We start from the raw sequence: 16,158 nt of genomic DNA, 5'->3' as shown, positions 1-16,158 counted from the left end.
CACAGAGGGGAGCCAAGCTCTATATCTACTACAGCCCAAACACCCGCTTAACAAAGCTGTTAACGCGGCGCCAATAGCGGTCCGGATCGGTGCTGGCGCTCATCGTGTGGTCGGCGCCGGGAATCAGCAGCTTCTCGCGGTCGATGCTGGCGCAGGCGTTGTAATTGATGTCCAGATACTTCGGATTGACAAAAGTATCCGCTCCGCCATGAATGAACATCATCGGAATAGTCGCGTGCCGTAATGCCTTCACACAGGAGGCGTCCTCAAACCGGTATCCAGCCTTGCGTTTAGACACATGACTGGCCACTTTGACCAGCAGCACGGCCAACGAGTGCGGCAAACGGAACATCGCCTCGGCATTATCCGTAAACTGCGAGACCACGGAACTGTATCCGCAATCGGAAATCGCGGCGACGACGTTGCGGGGGAGTCGCGCATCGCCGGCCGCCATCATCACCGTGGCGGCGCCCATCGAATTGCCATGCAACAGAATGCGTGCATCCGGATCAGCTGCGGTGATCAGCGAAACCCAGCCCAACAGATCGTCTCTTTCCAGCAATCCCATACCCACGTAACGCCCTTCGCTCAACTCATGGGCGCGCTGCGCGGGTAGCAGGACCGTAAAACCGAGTTGCGCATAGCGATGCGCCCATTTGGCCATTTCCGCGGGCTCTCCGGTATAGCCATGGCAGCAGATCGCGTATAGATGCGGCTGTGGGTCGGAACAATCCGGGTCCAACAGCCAGCCGTGGAGTTTCAATCCATCATGGCTGCGCAGCGTGACCGATTGCTTGGCCTCCTCGAACCACCGGGCGGCCTCAAGCTGCTTGGACATGTCGAATTCGATGCCTTTCGGCGTCTCCTCGTGCGGCATGTTGAACATCGAACGTTTGGCCTTGGTGTCCAGCGCGAACGTGAACATGACGTTGGCGGCCGCGGCTGTGACGCCGGCTCCTGTGGCGGCTATCGCGGCAAGTGCCGCAGCCATACCCCTGACAACGCGAGTGTGTGCGGCGATGACGTCATGGCCATCCTCATTGACGACGTCGTCCGAACGAGTCATATCAACCTCCCGATACGGTACTCACCATCGTACGTTATTTTTCGAAATCATCCCCAACTTCGTGAAAGACCGTACACTGAGTGCCGCTGAGCGTACGTTTTTCACGAAATGGCGGACGATTTCGTGAAAACCGTATGATGAGAACGGGTAAGCGTACGTTCTTCACAAAGTTAGGGATTATTTCGCGGAAACCGTACGTTGACGTGGCTGGGACGGCCGGGATGCAGTGTCATTGAAGCATCACCACGCAAAGTCCGGAGTTGGCGTATACTTGACAATTGTTGCTTTGGCGAGGGAAGTGTGCGTGCTGACACATGACACAGCTTCCGTTATCGACTCGGCGTATTTCACTCCTTGTAGGGTGTCTTTCGGCGCGTCGTGGCGTCTGAGCGAGACAGTACGAAACGAAACTACAAGGAGTATCCATTATGGCTACCACCATTAAGCTTGAGGGCGAGGCCCGTTCCGAGTTCGGTAAGGGCGTTGCTCGTCGTCTGCGCGTTGCCAACAAGATTCCGGTCACCATCTACGCCGGCGGCGAAGAGCCCGCCTTCGTGACCTTGCCGATGCGCGAGACCACCCTGGCCCTGCGTCGCACCAACGCCCTGTTCACCATCGCCTTCGACGGCAACACCAAGATGGCCGTCGTCAAGGACGTGCAGAAGAACCCGGTCAAGCGCATCATCGAGCACATCGACTTCCTCGAGGTCAAGGCCGGCGAGAAGATCGACGTCGAGGTGCCGGTGTTCGTGGAAGGCACCCCGAAGGGTGCTGCCGTGGCGTTCGTCGACATCCAGGAGCTCAAGGTCCGCGCCGACGTCACCAACCTGCCCGAGAAGATCGTGGTCAGCGTCGAAGGCCTGACCGACGGCACCAAGGTGTTCGCCAAGGATGTCGTCCTGCCTGAGGGCGTCGAGCTGGACGTCGAGGATCCGGAAGAGTCCGTCGTCACCGTCGAGGTGCCGGAGGATGCCACCGAGTCCACCGCCGCTTCGGAAGCTGCTGCCGCCCCGGCTAACGCCGCTGCTGCTCCGGCTGCCGACGCCAAGTGAGTCGGTCGCTTCGATAGCGAACAATTCAGAACATAACTGAAACGTGGAAGCCCGCAGCCGTTGAGAACGGTGCGGGCTTCTTCGTTTTTTCACCATGTGAACTCTGCCATACGAGTAACACATGGGTGTGCAAGAGTATGCAACAGAGCTCGCGCCACAAGCGCACAGCACACACCCCATATGGTGGCTTTCGGGCCGCCAAAGCCTAGAAGAAGTAGCTAGTAATGACTGAAAACACGCACCACGATCCGGCAGCGCTCGACAAGCTCACCGAACCGTTCACCGTACTGCCGAACGACAACCCCGCATCCGATGAGAAGCGTCAGTCCCTCATCGACAAGCCGGCTTTCGGCCAGGTGTTCTCCGACAACATGACCCACATGACCTGGACCAAGGGCGAAGGTTGGTCCGACCGCCGCGTCGAGCCGTACGCGCCGCTCAAGATGGATCCGGGTGCTTCCGTGCTGCACTACGCACAGGAGTGCTTCGAGGGCCTCAAGGCTTACCGTCATGCCGACGGCTCCACCTGGCTGTTCCGCCCGGATGCGAACGCCGAGCGTTTCCAGAACTCCGCCAAGCGTCTGTACCTGCCTGAGCTGCCGATTGACGACTTCCTCGGTTCCGTGGCCGCGCTGGTCAAGCGCGACGCCAACTGGGTGCCGTCCCGCCGCGAGTACACGCTGTACATGCGTCCGTTCATGTTCGCTTCCGAGCCGTTCCTCGGCGTGCGCGCCCCGCAGGAGGTCGACTACTGCGTGATCGCCTCCCCGTCCGGCCCATACTTCCCGGGCGGCGTCAAGCCGGTGAGCATCTGGGTTGAAGACAAGTGGTTCCGCACCGGCCCTGGCGGCACTGGTTTCGCCAAGTGCGGCGGCAACTACGCCGCCTCCCTGCTCGGCGAGTACAAGGGTGTTGAGAATGGCTGCGAGCAGGTGTGCTTCGTGGACGCCGCCACCAAGACCTACCTCGAAGAGCTCGGTGGCATGAACATGATGGCCGTGCACAAGGATGGCCACGTGGAGACCCCGTCCCTGACCGGTAACATTCTGCCGGGTGTGACCCGTCGCTCCCTGATTCAGCTGCTGCAGGACAAGGGCCACGACGTAGTCGAGACCATGATCGCCCTCGACCAGCTGCTCGAGGACATCAAGTCCGGCGAAGTCACCGAGGTGTTCGCTTGCGGTACCGCCGCCATCATCACCCCGATCGGTCGCTTCAAGTCCGAGAAGTTCGATGTCACCGTCGCCGACGGCGGCTCCGGCAAGCTCACCTGCGAACTGCGCGACGAGCTGCTCGGCATCCAGCTCGGCGAAGTCGAGGATCCGCACAACTGGATGTGGAAGGTGTGCTGAACCAGCACCTTTTGTTTCTGACTAAGACCCCTTGGAACGTCAACAATTCCAAGGGGTCTTGGCGTATTGGAAATGTTCTTGGCTAGAGAGATACAGATGGATTTAGCAACATTTCGCAACAAATAATATGATTTAGGTCTTCTGCACGTTGCGGGGGTTGGTTATGGTTCATCCAGATGAGAACAGGAGCAAACCTATGAGCAAGATGAGTGACATGACGGAATACCATGCTTCAGCCTACCGTTTGCCGTCAGGCTTCAAGCATTGCTCGAAATTAAAGCCGGTGGTTGAGGCGGTTACGGCGCTGGACCGGGTCAAGGCTGTGGTGGATGTGCTGTATTCGCCGGGCGGCTGCCCGTGGGATGGCAAGCAGACGAACGAGTCACTGCTCAAGAATCTGCTTGAGGAAACCTACGAATACGTCGACGCGGTGGAGACTCACGACCGCGACAACATGCGCGAGGAAATGGGCGATGTGCTGCTGCAATCCGTGTTTCAGGCGCGGGTCTGCGAATCGGATGCCGAGGATCCTTTTGGTATTGACGAGGTCGCCGACCGCCTGGTGAACAAGCTCATTACCCGTCATCCGCACGTGTTTGCCGCTGATGATGCTGCCGATTCTTCTGATGCTTTTGATGCTGACAGTAACGACGGGGGAGAAGCTGCCCAACCCGAATCCCCGGAAGCCGTGCTGGCTCTATGGGAAAAGATGAAACAGCAGGAAAAGCATCGTAAATCCGTGCTTGAAGGCATTTCCCGCGCTCAAGGTGCGTTGCCTCGCGCGGCCAAAGTCGTTTCTCGTATCTCCAAATCGCCGAATGCTGATAGATTGTTCGCGGCGTTTGATGAGCCGGCTGCGGCTGATGCTCAGCGAGATGATGTACATCCTCAAGCGACGAACCAATCCGAATCAAGCGGCGACAATTCCGCTGAACGGGAGAAGGCCGATGCCTACGCCGATGAAATCCTCGCCATCGTGCGTCGAGCCCGCGCGGACGGTATCGATATTGAAGCAGCATTGTGCAACCGTCTACGCGATGTTGAATCACGCGTTGAATCCATTGAAAACTACATTCGGATGCGATGAGTGAATCTATATTTGGGCTCTTGATGAAGGCCTCCACTACTATAGCGTCGGTGGTGAACAAGACATGAGCTTCTGGCGACGCTGGGGGATGTTCAATGTCAGTAATGGTTCAAGGTTTGGACTGCTGACGTCGCTGAGACACTTTAGCGTCGTTAACGGGTCAAGTTCTGGCGATCAAACGACGGTAAAAAGGGGCTTAGCGTCGTTAGCTGTACATAAGTTGGCGCGGCAACGACACTGGAGCGCGTGATCGTCGGTGCCGTGCCAAACTTTGGCCGACCTCCGACAAATGAGAAGGACTAACGTCGGTGGCTGCTCAAAGTTTGGCGCGCTGGCGACGCTGTAAGAGAAAAAGAGTGGAGTCGAACCGGCAATAGCATTTATTCGGTTTGTTCTCTAGTCCAATATTGCGTCAGGCAAGGCCTGTTTGTAGGCTCGGGTACGACGGACTGTAGCGCCGAATAAGGATGAACGGGAACAGAACGAAGACGGACTGAGACGAACCGAAGCGGTACCAGAGGGGAGTGGCTCATGCAGGTGGCGTTGGAGAACAACATCGTTTTTGTGGTCATCGAGTATTTAGCAATCCTGTGTTGGGGATTATCGGGCGGACTTGCCGCCATTCGCAAGGGCTACGACATCTTCACCATCATGCTGTGCGGATGGCTCACCGCTCTCGGCGGCGGACTGGTGCGCGACGTGATGCTCGGTGCCCTGCCGCCGGTCGGCATCACCGACAAAGGCTATGTGCTCACCACGCTGTTTTCCGGCATTATCGTGGTGGTGGCCCATCCGGAGATCACCAAACTCAAATGGACGATGATCGTTATTGACGCTCTGGGCCTCGGACTATTCGCAGTCAACGGCACCGCAAAAGCGCTGGCCTACGGCTCATCAGGCATGACAGCCGTATTCCTTGGCATGTTCACAGCACTGGCCGGCGGCCTCATTCGTGACATCTTCATTGGCGACGTGCCAATGATTATTCGAGACAAACACCTCTATGCTGTGCCCTCGTTTATCGGCTGCATATTGACTGTGTTGGTATGGCGTGGCGTGAGATACGGCTGGTTCGACATGCGCTCGGAAATGCTGCTCGACGTGCTGATCGTCATCATCGTGGTGGCGCTGCGCCTGCTCTCGGTCGGCTTCAACGTCACCTTGCCCGGTGCCATCGAACGCCACCGCGTCTACCTGCCCAGTGAAAGCCGATATCTCAAGCGCCCGGTCATCCATCCGCACGCCGATACCGTCGATCCCGGCGATACCACCAAGGACGAAGAAGACAAGTCTTAGGATGATTCAAGGCTGCCTCAGGGCTAGCTGCCTTCAAAGAGGTACATTTGGCCTTCTGCAGAATGACAACTGCTTTCAAAGAGGTACCTGAAGCACGAAACGTCGAGTATAAGCGTTGCAATGACGGCGTTTATACTTGGGCTTTCTCGGATTCGGTACCTCTCTGAACGGAGATGTCATTTCGCAAGACCGCCAATGTACCTCTTTGAACACAGATACAAAAGTCCCGCAAGCCAGATGACTTGCGGGACTTGCTAAAACCTTAAGAGGCTTATGCTCACAGAGCGTTGATCGCAACAGCGAGGCCGGACTTGCGGTTGGCGGCCTGGTTCTTGTGGATCACGCCAGCGCCAGCAGCCTTGTCGAGCTTCTGGGCGGCAACCTTGTAGGCGGCCTCGGCGGCAGCCTTGTCACCGGCGGCGATGGCTTCGCGGGTGGCGCGGATGGCGGTCTTCAGGCCGGACTTCACAGCCACGTTGCGAAGGTGCGCCTTCTCATTGGTGAGCACGCGCTTCTTCTGCGACTTAATGTTTGCCACGTTTACTCCAAACGATGTGTGTTATAAGGACATACAAAAATTAAAGGATAGCATGAGCCCCGGAAAAACCCGCGCAATGCCACGCCGAATACAGTCCCTCGGCTACACTAGGTGAAGTTTGAGTATATGCCAAGAGGAGGAATGCGTTGGTCGTTCAACACAATCAGCCGGGTTCCACGGATCAGTCGGTGATTCGCAACTTCTGTATCATCGCGCACATCGACCACGGCAAGTCGACCGTGGCCGACCGCATCCTGCAGTTGAGCGGCATTGTGCCCGAGCGCGAGATGCGCGATCGCTTCCTCGACCGTATGGATATCGAGCAGGAGCGCGGCATCACCATCAAATCCCAGGCCGTGCGCGTGCCATGGACCTTTGACGGCACCGAATACACGCTCGGTATGATCGACACCCCCGGCCACGTGGACTTCACCTATGAGGTGTCCCGCGCACTGGCCGCCTGCGAAGGCGCGGTGCTGCTCGTCGACGCCACCCAGGGCATCGAGGCGCAGACCCTGTCCAATCTGTATATGGCCATTGACCATGATCTGGCCATCATTCCCGTGCTCAACAAAATCGACCTGCCGTCCGCCGAGCCGGACAAGCATGCCGAGGAGATCGCAGGTCTGATCGGCTGCGAGCCGAGCGACGTGCTGCGCGTCTCCGGCAAAACCGGCGACGGCGTGGCCGACCTGCTCGACCAGATCGTCATGGACGTGCCCGCCCCGCACGGCGACCCCGATGCCCCCGCCCGCGCGCTGATCTTCGACTCTGTCTACGACTCCTACCGCGGCATCGTCACCTACATCCGTATGGAGGACGGCGAACTGCACGACCGCGAAAAGGTCCACATGATGAGCATTGGCATGACCCACGATCCCATCGAGATTGGTGTGATCAGCCCCGATATGACCCGCACCAAGGCACTCGGTGCCGGCGAGGTCGGCTACATCATCACCGGTGCGAAAGATGTGAGTCAGTCCAAGGTGGGCGACACCCTGACCTCGGCCGTCCGCCCGGCCACCGAGCCGCTGCCTGGCTACCGCGACCCCAAGCCGATGGTCTACGCCGGTTTGTTCCCGATCGACAACGCGCAATTCCCCGAACTGCGCGATGCGCTCGACAAACTCAAGCTCAACGACGCTGCCCTGATCTACACGCCGGAAACCTCTGTGGCCCTAGGCTTCGGCTTCCGCTGCGGCTTCCTGGGTCTGCTGCACATGGAAATCGTCAACGAGCGACTCTCCCGCGAGTTCGGACTCGACCTTATCCAGACTGCTCCGAACGTCACCTACGACGTGACCGCCGAGGATGGCGGTCAGCATCATGTGACCAACCCGAGCGAATTCCCGGACGGCAAGATCAAGAAGATCGTCGAGCCGATGGTTGCCGCCGACATCATCACGCCCAAGGAATTCATCGGTGCGGTGATGGATCTGTGCCAGGACCACCGCGGCATTATGGGCACGATGGAGTACATCTCCACCGATCGTGTCGAGATGCATTACCGCATTCCGTTGGCGGAAATCGTGTTCGACTTCTTCGACCAGCTCAAGTCCCGCACCAAGGGCTACGCTTCCCTCGATTACCATGAGTATGGCGAGCAGTCCGCCGATTTGGTCAAGGTGGACATCCTTATTCAGGGTGAGAAGGTCGATGCGTTCAGTGCCATCGTTCACCGCGATAAGGCGTATTCGTACGGTGTGATGATGACCAAGAAATTGCGTAGTCTGATTCCGCGCCAGCAGTTCGAGATTCCGATTCAGGCCGCGATTGGTTCGCGTATAATCGCGCGTGAGAACATTCGTGCGTTGCGCAAGGACGTGCTCGCCAAGTGCTATGGCGGCGACATCACCCGTAAGCGCAAGTTGCTCGAAAAGCAGAAGGCTGGCAAGAAGCGCATGAAGATGCTCGGCCATGTGGAGGTGCCGCAGGAGGCGTTCATCGCCGCCCTGTCCACCGGCGAGGACTCCAACGACCGCGACACCAAAGACAAGATCCGTGCCGCCCAAAAGACCGAGGGCTAGTGTTCGAGGTCTACATCCACGTCCCGTTCTGCTTGCGGCGCTGCGGTTACTGCGACTTCAACACCTACACGGCCACAGACCTCGGCGCGGGAGCCTCGCGCGGCAATTATGCCAATATGGTCATTCGTGAAATGGCCCTGACCAAGCAGTGGCAGCTCGACCACGGCATCGAGGAGCCACCAGTCTCCACCGTGTTCTTCGGGGGTGGTACACCCACGATTCTCGCCGCCCGCGATTTGGTCGCCATGCTCGATGCCATCCGCAAGATCTGGAGCATCGCGCCCGACGCCGAAATCACCACCGAAGCCAACCCGGACACGGTCAACGAATATTACATCAATGAGCTCGCTGCCGGCGGCTTCACCCGTGTTTCCTTCGGCATGCAATCTGCCGTGCCGCACGTGCTCAAAACCCTTGACCGCACGCATACGCCGGCCAACGTGGCCGCAGGCGTCAATGCCGCCAATAAGGCCGGCTTGCGCTCCAGCGTGGATCTGATTTACGGTGCACCGGGGGAGAGCCTTGACGATTGGCGCACCTCGGTCACGACCGCCATCGACCTCGGCGTGAACCACATCTCCGCCTACGCACTGACCGTGGAACCCACCACGAAAATGGGTCGTCAAATCGCGGCCGGCACTCTGCCCAAACCCAATGACGATGACGAAGCAGCTAAATACGAAATCGCCGACGACCTGTTCTCCCAAGTCGGCCTCGAATGGTACGAGGTCTCCAACTGGGCCCGCCCCGGATACGAAAGCCAGCACAACCTCGGCTACTGGCGCAACGTCGATTGGGCCGGTCTAGGGCCAGGTGCCCACTCCCACTACAACGCGGTGACCGAGGCTGACCACCCCCAGTCGGCTTCGCTGACAGCCCCCGCCAGCGGGGGCAAGTCCGAAGCCATCGCCTCTGCCTCAGCTGATGGACAGGCCAACGCCGAACTTGGAAAAACCAACGCCGAACTAGGTATGATCAACGCGCATGGGAACAACTCCCAAGAAATTCATGCCCCCGCTGGCGGGGGCTGTCCGACGGATGCCGGACTGGGGGTGGTTTCTGTCTCACACGGTCTGCGCAGCTGGGACATCGCGCACCCGCGTTTGTGGGGCACGGCCATCAACGAGAACCGTGCGCCGTGGGCCGATAGCGAGACGATCACTCCCGAGGGAAACCTCGAAGAGCTCATCATGCTCGGGCTGCGCCTGCACGAGGGCCTTGACCTCGACCGCATCAACCGCGCCATCAACGATGCGGGTATGAGCAGCACGCCCCAGACTCTCCGAACCGTTTCGGTTGACCAACTCGCCCCCATGATCAGCGAAGGCCTGATTACCGTATCCGATAACCATCGAGTGGTGCCCACTCGTCGTGGCCGGTTGCTCAATGACTCGGTAATCGAACAGTTCTTCGATTTCGTCGGTGTATGAGTCGGTGGTATGGTGCGTGGCAGTCGCCATTACCGTTCGCTAGTTGTGGTTACACCGTCAGAGGGAGCTATTTTTGTTTTACCGGTGGGGGAGGGAGCCGCGTAGGACTACGTCCGGGGCGCTTTGCACGTAGATCAGGCGGTTGGCAGTGCCGCCGGTGGCCTCCGCGTCATCGCGGTTGGACAGAATGCTGTCCGCGGCGGCCTGGCCCATTTCGGCCAGCGGCAGATGCACGGTGGCCAGCGGCGGAAACACGTCGGCGGAGTAGGGGATGTCGCCGAAACCGGTGACGCCGATTTCCCGACCCGGCTCGATGCCGTTGGCGCGCAACGCGGTCATCGCACCGATGGCCATCACGTCGTTGAGCGCGATGATTGAATCGATGCCTTTGCCGTTGTACAGTGCGCCTTCGCCCGGCTTCAGCAGTCCGGATCGGGCCATTTGCATGACGGCCGCATAGCCGTCGGTGCGGCTGAACTTACCGTTCGCCACGGCTTTCGGATCCACGGTGATGCCTGCCTCGTCCAGCACTTCCATCACACCGGCCAATCGTTCTTTGGAGGAGCGATGTGCGTCATCGCCCTTGAGAATCGCAGGGCGCGTATACCCGGAATCGACGATCAGCTTTGCGATGGCGCGCGCGCCGACATCGTTCGCCACGTCCACGGCCGGGAAGGGCAGGCTGCGGTTGAGCACGAACACGGCACGTCCGCCGGATGCTTCGTACTGGGTGAGTTCCGTCTGCAACGCCTGGCGTTCCGGCGCGTCGGTGTATTCACTTTCGGAGATGATGATGCCGCGCGGCCTGGTGGATACGGACTTACGCACCGCCTCCAACTCTTCGTGCGGGGTGGTTGCCACGCCGATGGTCACGGAAATGCCGCGTTCGGCCGCCGCCTTGACCACGCCTTGCGACACGGATGCGAAGTAGGGGTCGGAGATATCGGAGACCAGCAGCACGATGTTCGGTGCGGTGCCTTTGGCCACTGCCTGAGCATAGGCGTTGGGACGATAGTTGAGCTTGGTGGCTGCTTCCATCACCTTGACATACGATTGGTTGCGTACCTTGCGGGTGCTGCCGTTGAGTACGCGGGATGCGGTGGCGATGGAGACTTGGGCTTCTTTGGCGACATCCATCAATGTCGCTGGCGATTGCGCCTTATCGTTCTGTACAGCCACGATCGAATCGGTCCTTTTCTTCCTTGGAACGGAAAACATCTCTAAACGTTTACCGCAATGATATCGCAATTTTGCTTGCAATAGTAGCATTGTGGATTGGAAAGCCTGAATTCTGAACAAAAATAATCGCGCGAATTACGGAAAGCGTTTACCGTTTCGGCGTGTCGTGCGGTATGCTCGAAGCATGACGCGATACTTATGCGCCCCTGACTCCTTCAAAGAGAGCCTGACCGCCATGGAGGCGGCCCGGGCGATGGCTCAGGGGATTGAGAATGCCGACCACGATGCCGAGGTCCGTTGCCTCCCCATGGCCGACGGCGGTGAAGGCACCGCACGCGCGCTTGTCGACGCCACTGGCGGATCGATGCACGCCGTGCCGGTCCACGACCCGCTCGGCCGGCCTGTCGAAGGCCACTTCGGCCTGCTCGCCGACGGCACGACCGCCGTGGTCGAGACAGCCGAAGCCAGCGGCCTCGCACTGCTTGAAGCCAAAGAACGCAACCCGTTGATCACCTCCTCCTACGGCACCGGCGAACTCATGCTCGCCGCCGTCCGTTCCGGAGCCAAGCGCATCATCGTCGGGCTCGGCGGCAGCGCCACCAACGACGCCGGTGCCGGACTTCTGCAGGCCCTCGGCGTTCGTCTTCTGGACAAGAACGGTAACGACTTGGCACACGGGGGAGCGGCCCTCGCCAATCTGACCACCATCGATATCAGCACGATGGACCCGGCCCTCAAGAACGTCGCCATCACCGCCGCCTGCGACGTGACCAACCCGCTGACCGGCCCCACCGGCGCCAGTGCCGTGTTCGGCCCGCAGAAAGGTGCGTCCAAAGATGATGTCGCCACATTGGACGCCGCCCTCGCGCATTTTGCACAGGTAATCGACAGCCAGCTCGGCGTCGCCGTGAACGACGTGCCGGGTGCCGGCGCGGCCGGTGGCATCGGTGCAGCACTGAAGGGCTTCCTAAACGCCGAATTCCGCCCGGGCATCGCCATCGTCATCGAACAATCCGGACTTGATGCGGCCGCGCAATGGGCTGACGTGGTGTTCACCGGCGAAGGCTCCATCGACTCCCAGACCAAGTTCGGCAAAACCCCGGCCGGCGTGGCGGCTACCGCTAAGCGCCACGGCAAGCCAGTCATCGCAGTAGCCGGGCATATTGGCACCGGCATCGATGAGCTGCATGAGGTCGGCATCGACGTGGTATTTGGCATCGCGCCCGGAGCCGCCAGCCTCAGCGAACTGCTGGCCGATGCGGCCGCTAACGTAACTCGAACCACCGAACAAATCGTACGAACCCTACAACTGTGAGCAGGCTCCCGCTGGCGGGGGCTGTCGGGCTTCGCCCGACTGGGGGTGGTCCCAGCGCTGAGAACCACCCTCAGTCTCGCTACGCGAGACAGCTCCCGTCAGCGGGAGCGAGTACTGGAAAGGAAGACATGCGCGCCACACTGGAAACCGTGAACTGCGGCGAACTGACCGCCGTGTATCGCAAAGACAGCGACACCGGCATCGTGGAACTGGCATCATGGATCGTCGACGCGAGCTCGGTCTTGTGGCATGATTGGTGGTGATGGAATCAACGATGAGTCCAACAAAACGGCGCCGCCTCCCATTGCGCAATATCATGCGCAATATCACGCAGCGTATTGGCTCTCCGAATGCGTGTCTGCTAAACCTCGTGTTGCTCTATCAGCGAGCTTTCCGACTGCGCAGCTCAGGCAACATCACGACGAACAGGACGACCGCCACAATCGCGGTCAGCAGATCGGCGATGGCCTGCGCGGCGATCACGCCCTGATAGCCGGCCAGCCGGGAGCCGACGAACAGGGTAATCGCCAGCATCACACCCTGCCTGCTGATCGACAGCACAAAGGCGCCGACCGCCTTGCCCGCGGACTGGAAGGTGCAGGTCGTGACCATCACGTCGGCTACGCACACCAGGCTCAGCAGCTGAACCCGCAGCATGCCGGCGCCCAGCGTGATGATGGTGGCGTCCTCGATGAAGAATCTCATCAGCAGACGGTCGGACAGGCTGAGCACCACGGTCATCACCAGGGCGAACAGGGACAGGAACAGGTAGGAAAAACGCAGAATGCCGCGCAGTCGAGGCATATTGCGGGCGCCGTAGTTGTAGCCGATCAGCGGCTGTGCGCCGAACGCGAATCCCACGAAAACCAGCACAGCGATCATGATGACTTTCAGCGCGATGCCCATCGCGGCCACCGCGTCGGTACCGTAGGGGAGCAGGAACAGGTTGATCATGACGATGCCGACGCTCTGCGTGAGGTTCGTGATCGCCGAGGGGATGCCGATGGCGAGGATGCTCCCGACCTCCCGGGCCGTGACCGCCAGACGCCGGCGCGCGCGGTCGATGACGGTCCGCGGGTCGATGGACAGGTTGCTGCTGTGACGCAGCATGAACCAGACGAAATAGGCGTCGGTGCAGATGTTGGCGATCACGGTGGCACCGGCCGAACCCGCAGCACCCCAGCCGAACCCGTGGATGAACAGGGGATTGAGCACGATGTTGACCGCCGTGCCGGCCACCGAACCGATCATGGACTGCACGGCGTGGCCTTCGGTGCGCAGCAGGTTGGACGGCGTCATCGACACGATGATGAACGGCGAGTCGACGATGATCAGCGTGTAGAAGTCGGAGGCATACTGCCAAGTGTCGTCAGTGGCGCCGAGCAGCGCGAGCATCGGGTCGCGGAACGCCAGGCCCAGCACCAGAATCAGCAGGCCGGTGGCGATGGCGGCATAGAAGCAGAACGTGCTGAGTCGCTTGCCGTCGGCGAACCGGTGTTGGCCGAACAGGCGCGAGATGACCGAACTGCCGCCGAGGCCGAAGATGTCGCCGAGGGCGATCATCACGGTGAACACTGGCGCGGTGAGGGAGACGCCCGCCACCATATCGGTGTTTCCCGTATGCGCGATGAAATAGGTGTCGACCATGTTGTACACCAAGGTGACCAGCATGCTGAGCACCACGGGCATCGCCAGCGAGAAATACGCCTTCGGAATCGGCGCCTTTTCGAAGAGCTCGTTATCCATTTCCGTCCCTTGGTGTTTCGTTCTTCAGTCACTGTGCAGGATGCCGTTCGGCGTGCATCACAGGCATTGTAGAGGCAACAGTGTGGACAACGGGCGGGGAGTATCTCATGATGCGGTGAGGGCGTTGATGATGACGCATCGTGTATTGGTGGCCGTGTGCATCGTATGTGAACCTGTGCTGGCGCGGCGTGCGCACGATGGGAAAAGAAAGAATATATGGACCCCGTTGTCCCGGTTATTGTTCAGTTATTACTGTGTTGAATTATTGCGTTATTCAATTATTGTGGTGTGCCGGCCGATTGCGGCCTGCGGGGGATTGCCTTCGTATGTGTCATGCAATCTCATGAACGGGATTGTTCGCTAGATTCAGCGAGCGTCCTTGTTGGCTTCGTTGATCAGGTCGACGAGCGTGCTGCTGTTGGCGCGACCGTACTGGCTCATGGAGCTCAGGCCGTACATAGCCAGACCGCGAATCATGGAATCCTTGAGAGACATCATGTTTCCTTTCGTTGGTCAAAACCTTGTGGCTTTGAGTTTTGTTTATCGGCTTCTCTCTGAAACCGGTTTCAGAATAACGCAGTCCGATGACAAACGCAAGGGGACTATTCCGCTCTCGGCGTTTCTGGCGGAATATCGCCGTTCTTTAGATACCGTTCGGTAGTTAAGAGGCTGTCTAGTCGACCTTCTGACGGCCTTGTTCTGAGCGTACGGTTTTCACGAGGTATGGCCTCATGTCGCGGAAATCGTACGCTGAGTCGTCGTAAGCGTACGGTTTTCACGAAATGGGGCCTATCTTCACCGGATTTTGGGCACACCGGCCTTGAGCAGCTTGGTCTCAAGATTGATGGGGCGTAGCAGATCCTCATAGAACACATGGACGATTTCGGTGACGCCCTGTTCCCGGAGATGCCGATCACGTCTGCGGTCGTACTCCATTTTCGCCTGGAGGCTTGCGCGATTCTTGTTGCTGGTGTCGGCGTATTTGGCCATGCCGTCGTATTCTGCCACGATGATGCGGCCGTCTGCGAGCTTCCAACAGAAATCGACGCGATATGGCATTGCGGGATTGTCGGGATTCATGAACTGCACCTGCAGCAGGGGAATGCCGAAAGACAATTCGGTGATCTGGCCACGCATCAATGATTCGCCGCCGTTTTCGCTCAGGGGATCCGCGTACTTCAGCAGCTTGGTCACGGAGACCTCGTCGCAGACGCTTTGAATCATCAGCGACTGCACCTCTTCGATGGTCGTCAGGGACTTTCTCAGAGCCGAATCGTATATGGGCAGCGCCTGTGGGAATGGGAATGCCGCGCAGTCGAGCAGCGTTCGCGCCGGAGTCGTCAAGAGAATGCCGTTATGCTTCCGCGTCGGAATCCGATTGATATAGATGCGGTTGAGACGCGCCTCGTCTCCGCCGCCGATGCCGGACTTCGAGGCGATGTGCACTGTGCCGTCGTGCAGGGAATAGTTGTGCTGCAGTCCGTATACGCACGCCGCACTCAACCCCGCAAATACCCACTGAGGGTGGATTGCGGACAACGCACGTATGACCTGCAATGACTGTTGCTCTCTGGTCATGGTGTTCCAAAGTATTCGGTCGGCGTACAGGTTCTTATACGGTGACACCAGCTCCCCGGCATGCAGGCGACGTTTCAGGGCGCGCCGTTGCGCATCGCTGGTGCCATAGCAGCAGCGACGCTCCTGCTTCGCCTGCTGCAGCAGTGCAGAAACTTCCTTGTGTTCTTTCATATCTCGACGCTAAGGGTGATTTTGATCGTTGCACAAGCTCAACCGGCAAATGTGGATACTATGTCACGCGAATTGTTGCTGTGGATAACTTGAATCGACGTCGACGGTTTTGCCGACGGTTTTGTCGGAGGCGATATTAGCCTAGGACACCTTGCTGCGCCGCCTTCCATACCGGAAACAGTCATCAGTGACACCGAGGGCATCTTCAGCGTACGTTCTTCACGAAATCAGCTGCCATTTCGTGAAAACCGTACGTTGACGACGATTCAGTGTACGTTCTTCACGAAATTAGGGATGATTTTGCGGAAACCGTACACTCAC

Annotated in this window: 14 protein-coding genes; 8 read left to right on the top strand and 6 right to left on the bottom strand. The window is 59.1% G+C overall.

The genetic code is table 11. The features are described 5' to 3' along the window. Nucleotides 1-28: 28 nt before the first annotated feature. On the bottom strand, nucleotides 29-1,066 hold the full coding sequence (locus ACEUKI_RS07485) for an alpha/beta hydrolase (RefSeq protein ID WP_080784884.1): 1,038 nt from the start codon (nucleotides 1,064-1,066) through the stop codon (nucleotides 29-31). 428 nt (nucleotides 1,067-1,494) lie between these two features. On the opposite strand from ACEUKI_RS07485, the gene ACEUKI_RS07480 reads away from it, so the two are divergent. The 4 genes from ACEUKI_RS07480 (at nucleotide 1,495) to ACEUKI_RS07465 (ending at nucleotide 5,853) form a co-directional block, all read left to right on the top strand. Beyond that, on the top strand, nucleotides 1,495-2,118 hold the full coding sequence (locus ACEUKI_RS07480) for a 50S ribosomal protein L25/general stress protein Ctc (protein WP_374156668.1): 624 nt from the start codon (nucleotides 1,495-1,497) through the stop codon (nucleotides 2,116-2,118). A gap of 224 nt (nucleotides 2,119-2,342) precedes the next feature. Continuing rightward, entirely contained in the window at nucleotides 2,343-3,470 is a 1,128-nt protein-coding gene (locus ACEUKI_RS07475; RefSeq protein ID WP_029679590.1) for a branched-chain amino acid aminotransferase, read from the top strand. Between the two features lie 196 nt (nucleotides 3,471-3,666). Beyond that, complete coding sequence (locus tag ACEUKI_RS07470) at nucleotides 3,667-4,557, top strand: MazG nucleotide pyrophosphohydrolase domain-containing protein (protein WP_374156667.1); 891 nt, start codon at nucleotides 3,667-3,669, stop codon at nucleotides 4,555-4,557. A 531-nt stretch (nucleotides 4,558-5,088) separates the two neighbouring features. Continuing rightward, nucleotides 5,089-5,853: a trimeric intracellular cation channel family protein gene (locus tag ACEUKI_RS07465; protein ID WP_115770847.1), complete on the top strand. Its 765-nt coding sequence runs from the start codon at nucleotides 5,089-5,091 to the stop codon at nucleotides 5,851-5,853. Nucleotides 5,854-6,130: 277 nt separating this feature from the next. Here the strand turns inward: ACEUKI_RS07465 and rpsT are convergent, their stop codons facing one another. Continuing rightward, complete coding sequence (rpsT, locus tag ACEUKI_RS07460; protein ID WP_007052167.1) at nucleotides 6,131-6,391, bottom strand: 30S ribosomal protein S20; 261 nt, start codon at nucleotides 6,389-6,391, stop codon at nucleotides 6,131-6,133. 146 nt (nucleotides 6,392-6,537) lie between these two features. Here rpsT and lepA point away from each other — a divergent pair, with 146 nt between their 5' ends. Both lepA and hemW read left to right on the top strand, forming a co-directional pair. Continuing rightward, a complete protein-coding gene (gene lepA / locus ACEUKI_RS07455; protein ID WP_374156666.1) occupies nucleotides 6,538-8,418 on the top strand; it encodes a translation elongation factor 4 in 1,881 nt (626 codons plus the stop codon). After that, nucleotides 8,418-9,848 (top strand): radical SAM family heme chaperone HemW, encoded by a 1,431-nt coding sequence (hemW, locus tag ACEUKI_RS07450; RefSeq protein ID WP_374156665.1) that lies wholly within the window; start codon nucleotides 8,418-8,420, stop codon nucleotides 9,846-9,848. Before lepA ends, hemW begins: the two co-directional genes overlap by 1 nt. Before the next feature lie 78 nt (nucleotides 9,849-9,926). On the opposite strand, the gene ACEUKI_RS07445 is transcribed toward hemW, so the two are convergent. Continuing rightward, a complete protein-coding gene (locus ACEUKI_RS07445) occupies nucleotides 9,927-11,027 on the bottom strand; it encodes a LacI family DNA-binding transcriptional regulator (RefSeq protein ID WP_374156664.1) in 1,101 nt (366 codons plus the stop codon). A 253-nt stretch (nucleotides 11,028-11,280) separates the two neighbouring features. Between ACEUKI_RS07445 and ACEUKI_RS07440 the strand changes: the two genes are divergently transcribed. Both ACEUKI_RS07440 and ACEUKI_RS07435 read left to right on the top strand, forming a co-directional pair. Beyond that, the gene (locus tag ACEUKI_RS07440; RefSeq protein ID WP_374156663.1) at nucleotides 11,281-12,342 is read left to right on the top strand and encodes a glycerate kinase; all 1,062 of its coding nucleotides are present in this window, start codon (nucleotides 11,281-11,283) and stop codon (nucleotides 12,340-12,342) included. Between the two features lie 128 nt (nucleotides 12,343-12,470). Further along, complete coding sequence (locus ACEUKI_RS07435) at nucleotides 12,471-12,605, top strand: hypothetical protein (protein ID WP_260847407.1); 135 nt, start codon at nucleotides 12,471-12,473, stop codon at nucleotides 12,603-12,605. 118 nt (nucleotides 12,606-12,723) lie between these two features. Here the strand turns inward: ACEUKI_RS07435 and ACEUKI_RS07430 are convergent, their stop codons facing one another. The 3 genes from ACEUKI_RS07430 to ACEUKI_RS07420 all read right to left on the bottom strand — a co-directional run bounded on the left by ACEUKI_RS07430 (nucleotide 12,724) and on the right by ACEUKI_RS07420 (nucleotide 15,837). Beyond that, the gene (locus tag ACEUKI_RS07430; RefSeq protein ID WP_374156662.1) at nucleotides 12,724-14,088 is read right to left on the bottom strand and encodes an MATE family efflux transporter; all 1,365 of its coding nucleotides are present in this window, start codon (nucleotides 14,086-14,088) and stop codon (nucleotides 12,724-12,726) included. A gap of 366 nt (nucleotides 14,089-14,454) precedes the next feature. After that, nucleotides 14,455-14,586 carry a hypothetical protein gene (locus ACEUKI_RS07425; protein ID WP_272897657.1) on the bottom strand — a complete coding sequence of 44 codons (132 nt, stop codon included), beginning with the start codon at nucleotides 14,584-14,586 and terminating at the stop codon, nucleotides 14,455-14,457. Between the two features lie 297 nt (nucleotides 14,587-14,883). Next, nucleotides 14,884-15,837: a hypothetical protein gene (locus tag ACEUKI_RS07420; protein WP_071474917.1), complete on the bottom strand. Its 954-nt coding sequence runs from the start codon at nucleotides 15,835-15,837 to the stop codon at nucleotides 14,884-14,886. Nucleotides 15,838-16,158: the final 321 nt, after the last annotated feature.

Source organism: Bifidobacterium sp. 2450 (genome assembly GCF_041900695.1).
GTDB classification, from domain to species: domain Bacteria; phylum Actinomycetota; class Actinomycetes; order Actinomycetales; family Bifidobacteriaceae; genus Bifidobacterium; species Bifidobacterium longum.
Note: the sequence above shows the minus strand (reverse complement) of the source record. Positions and strands in the feature narration are given on the sequence as shown.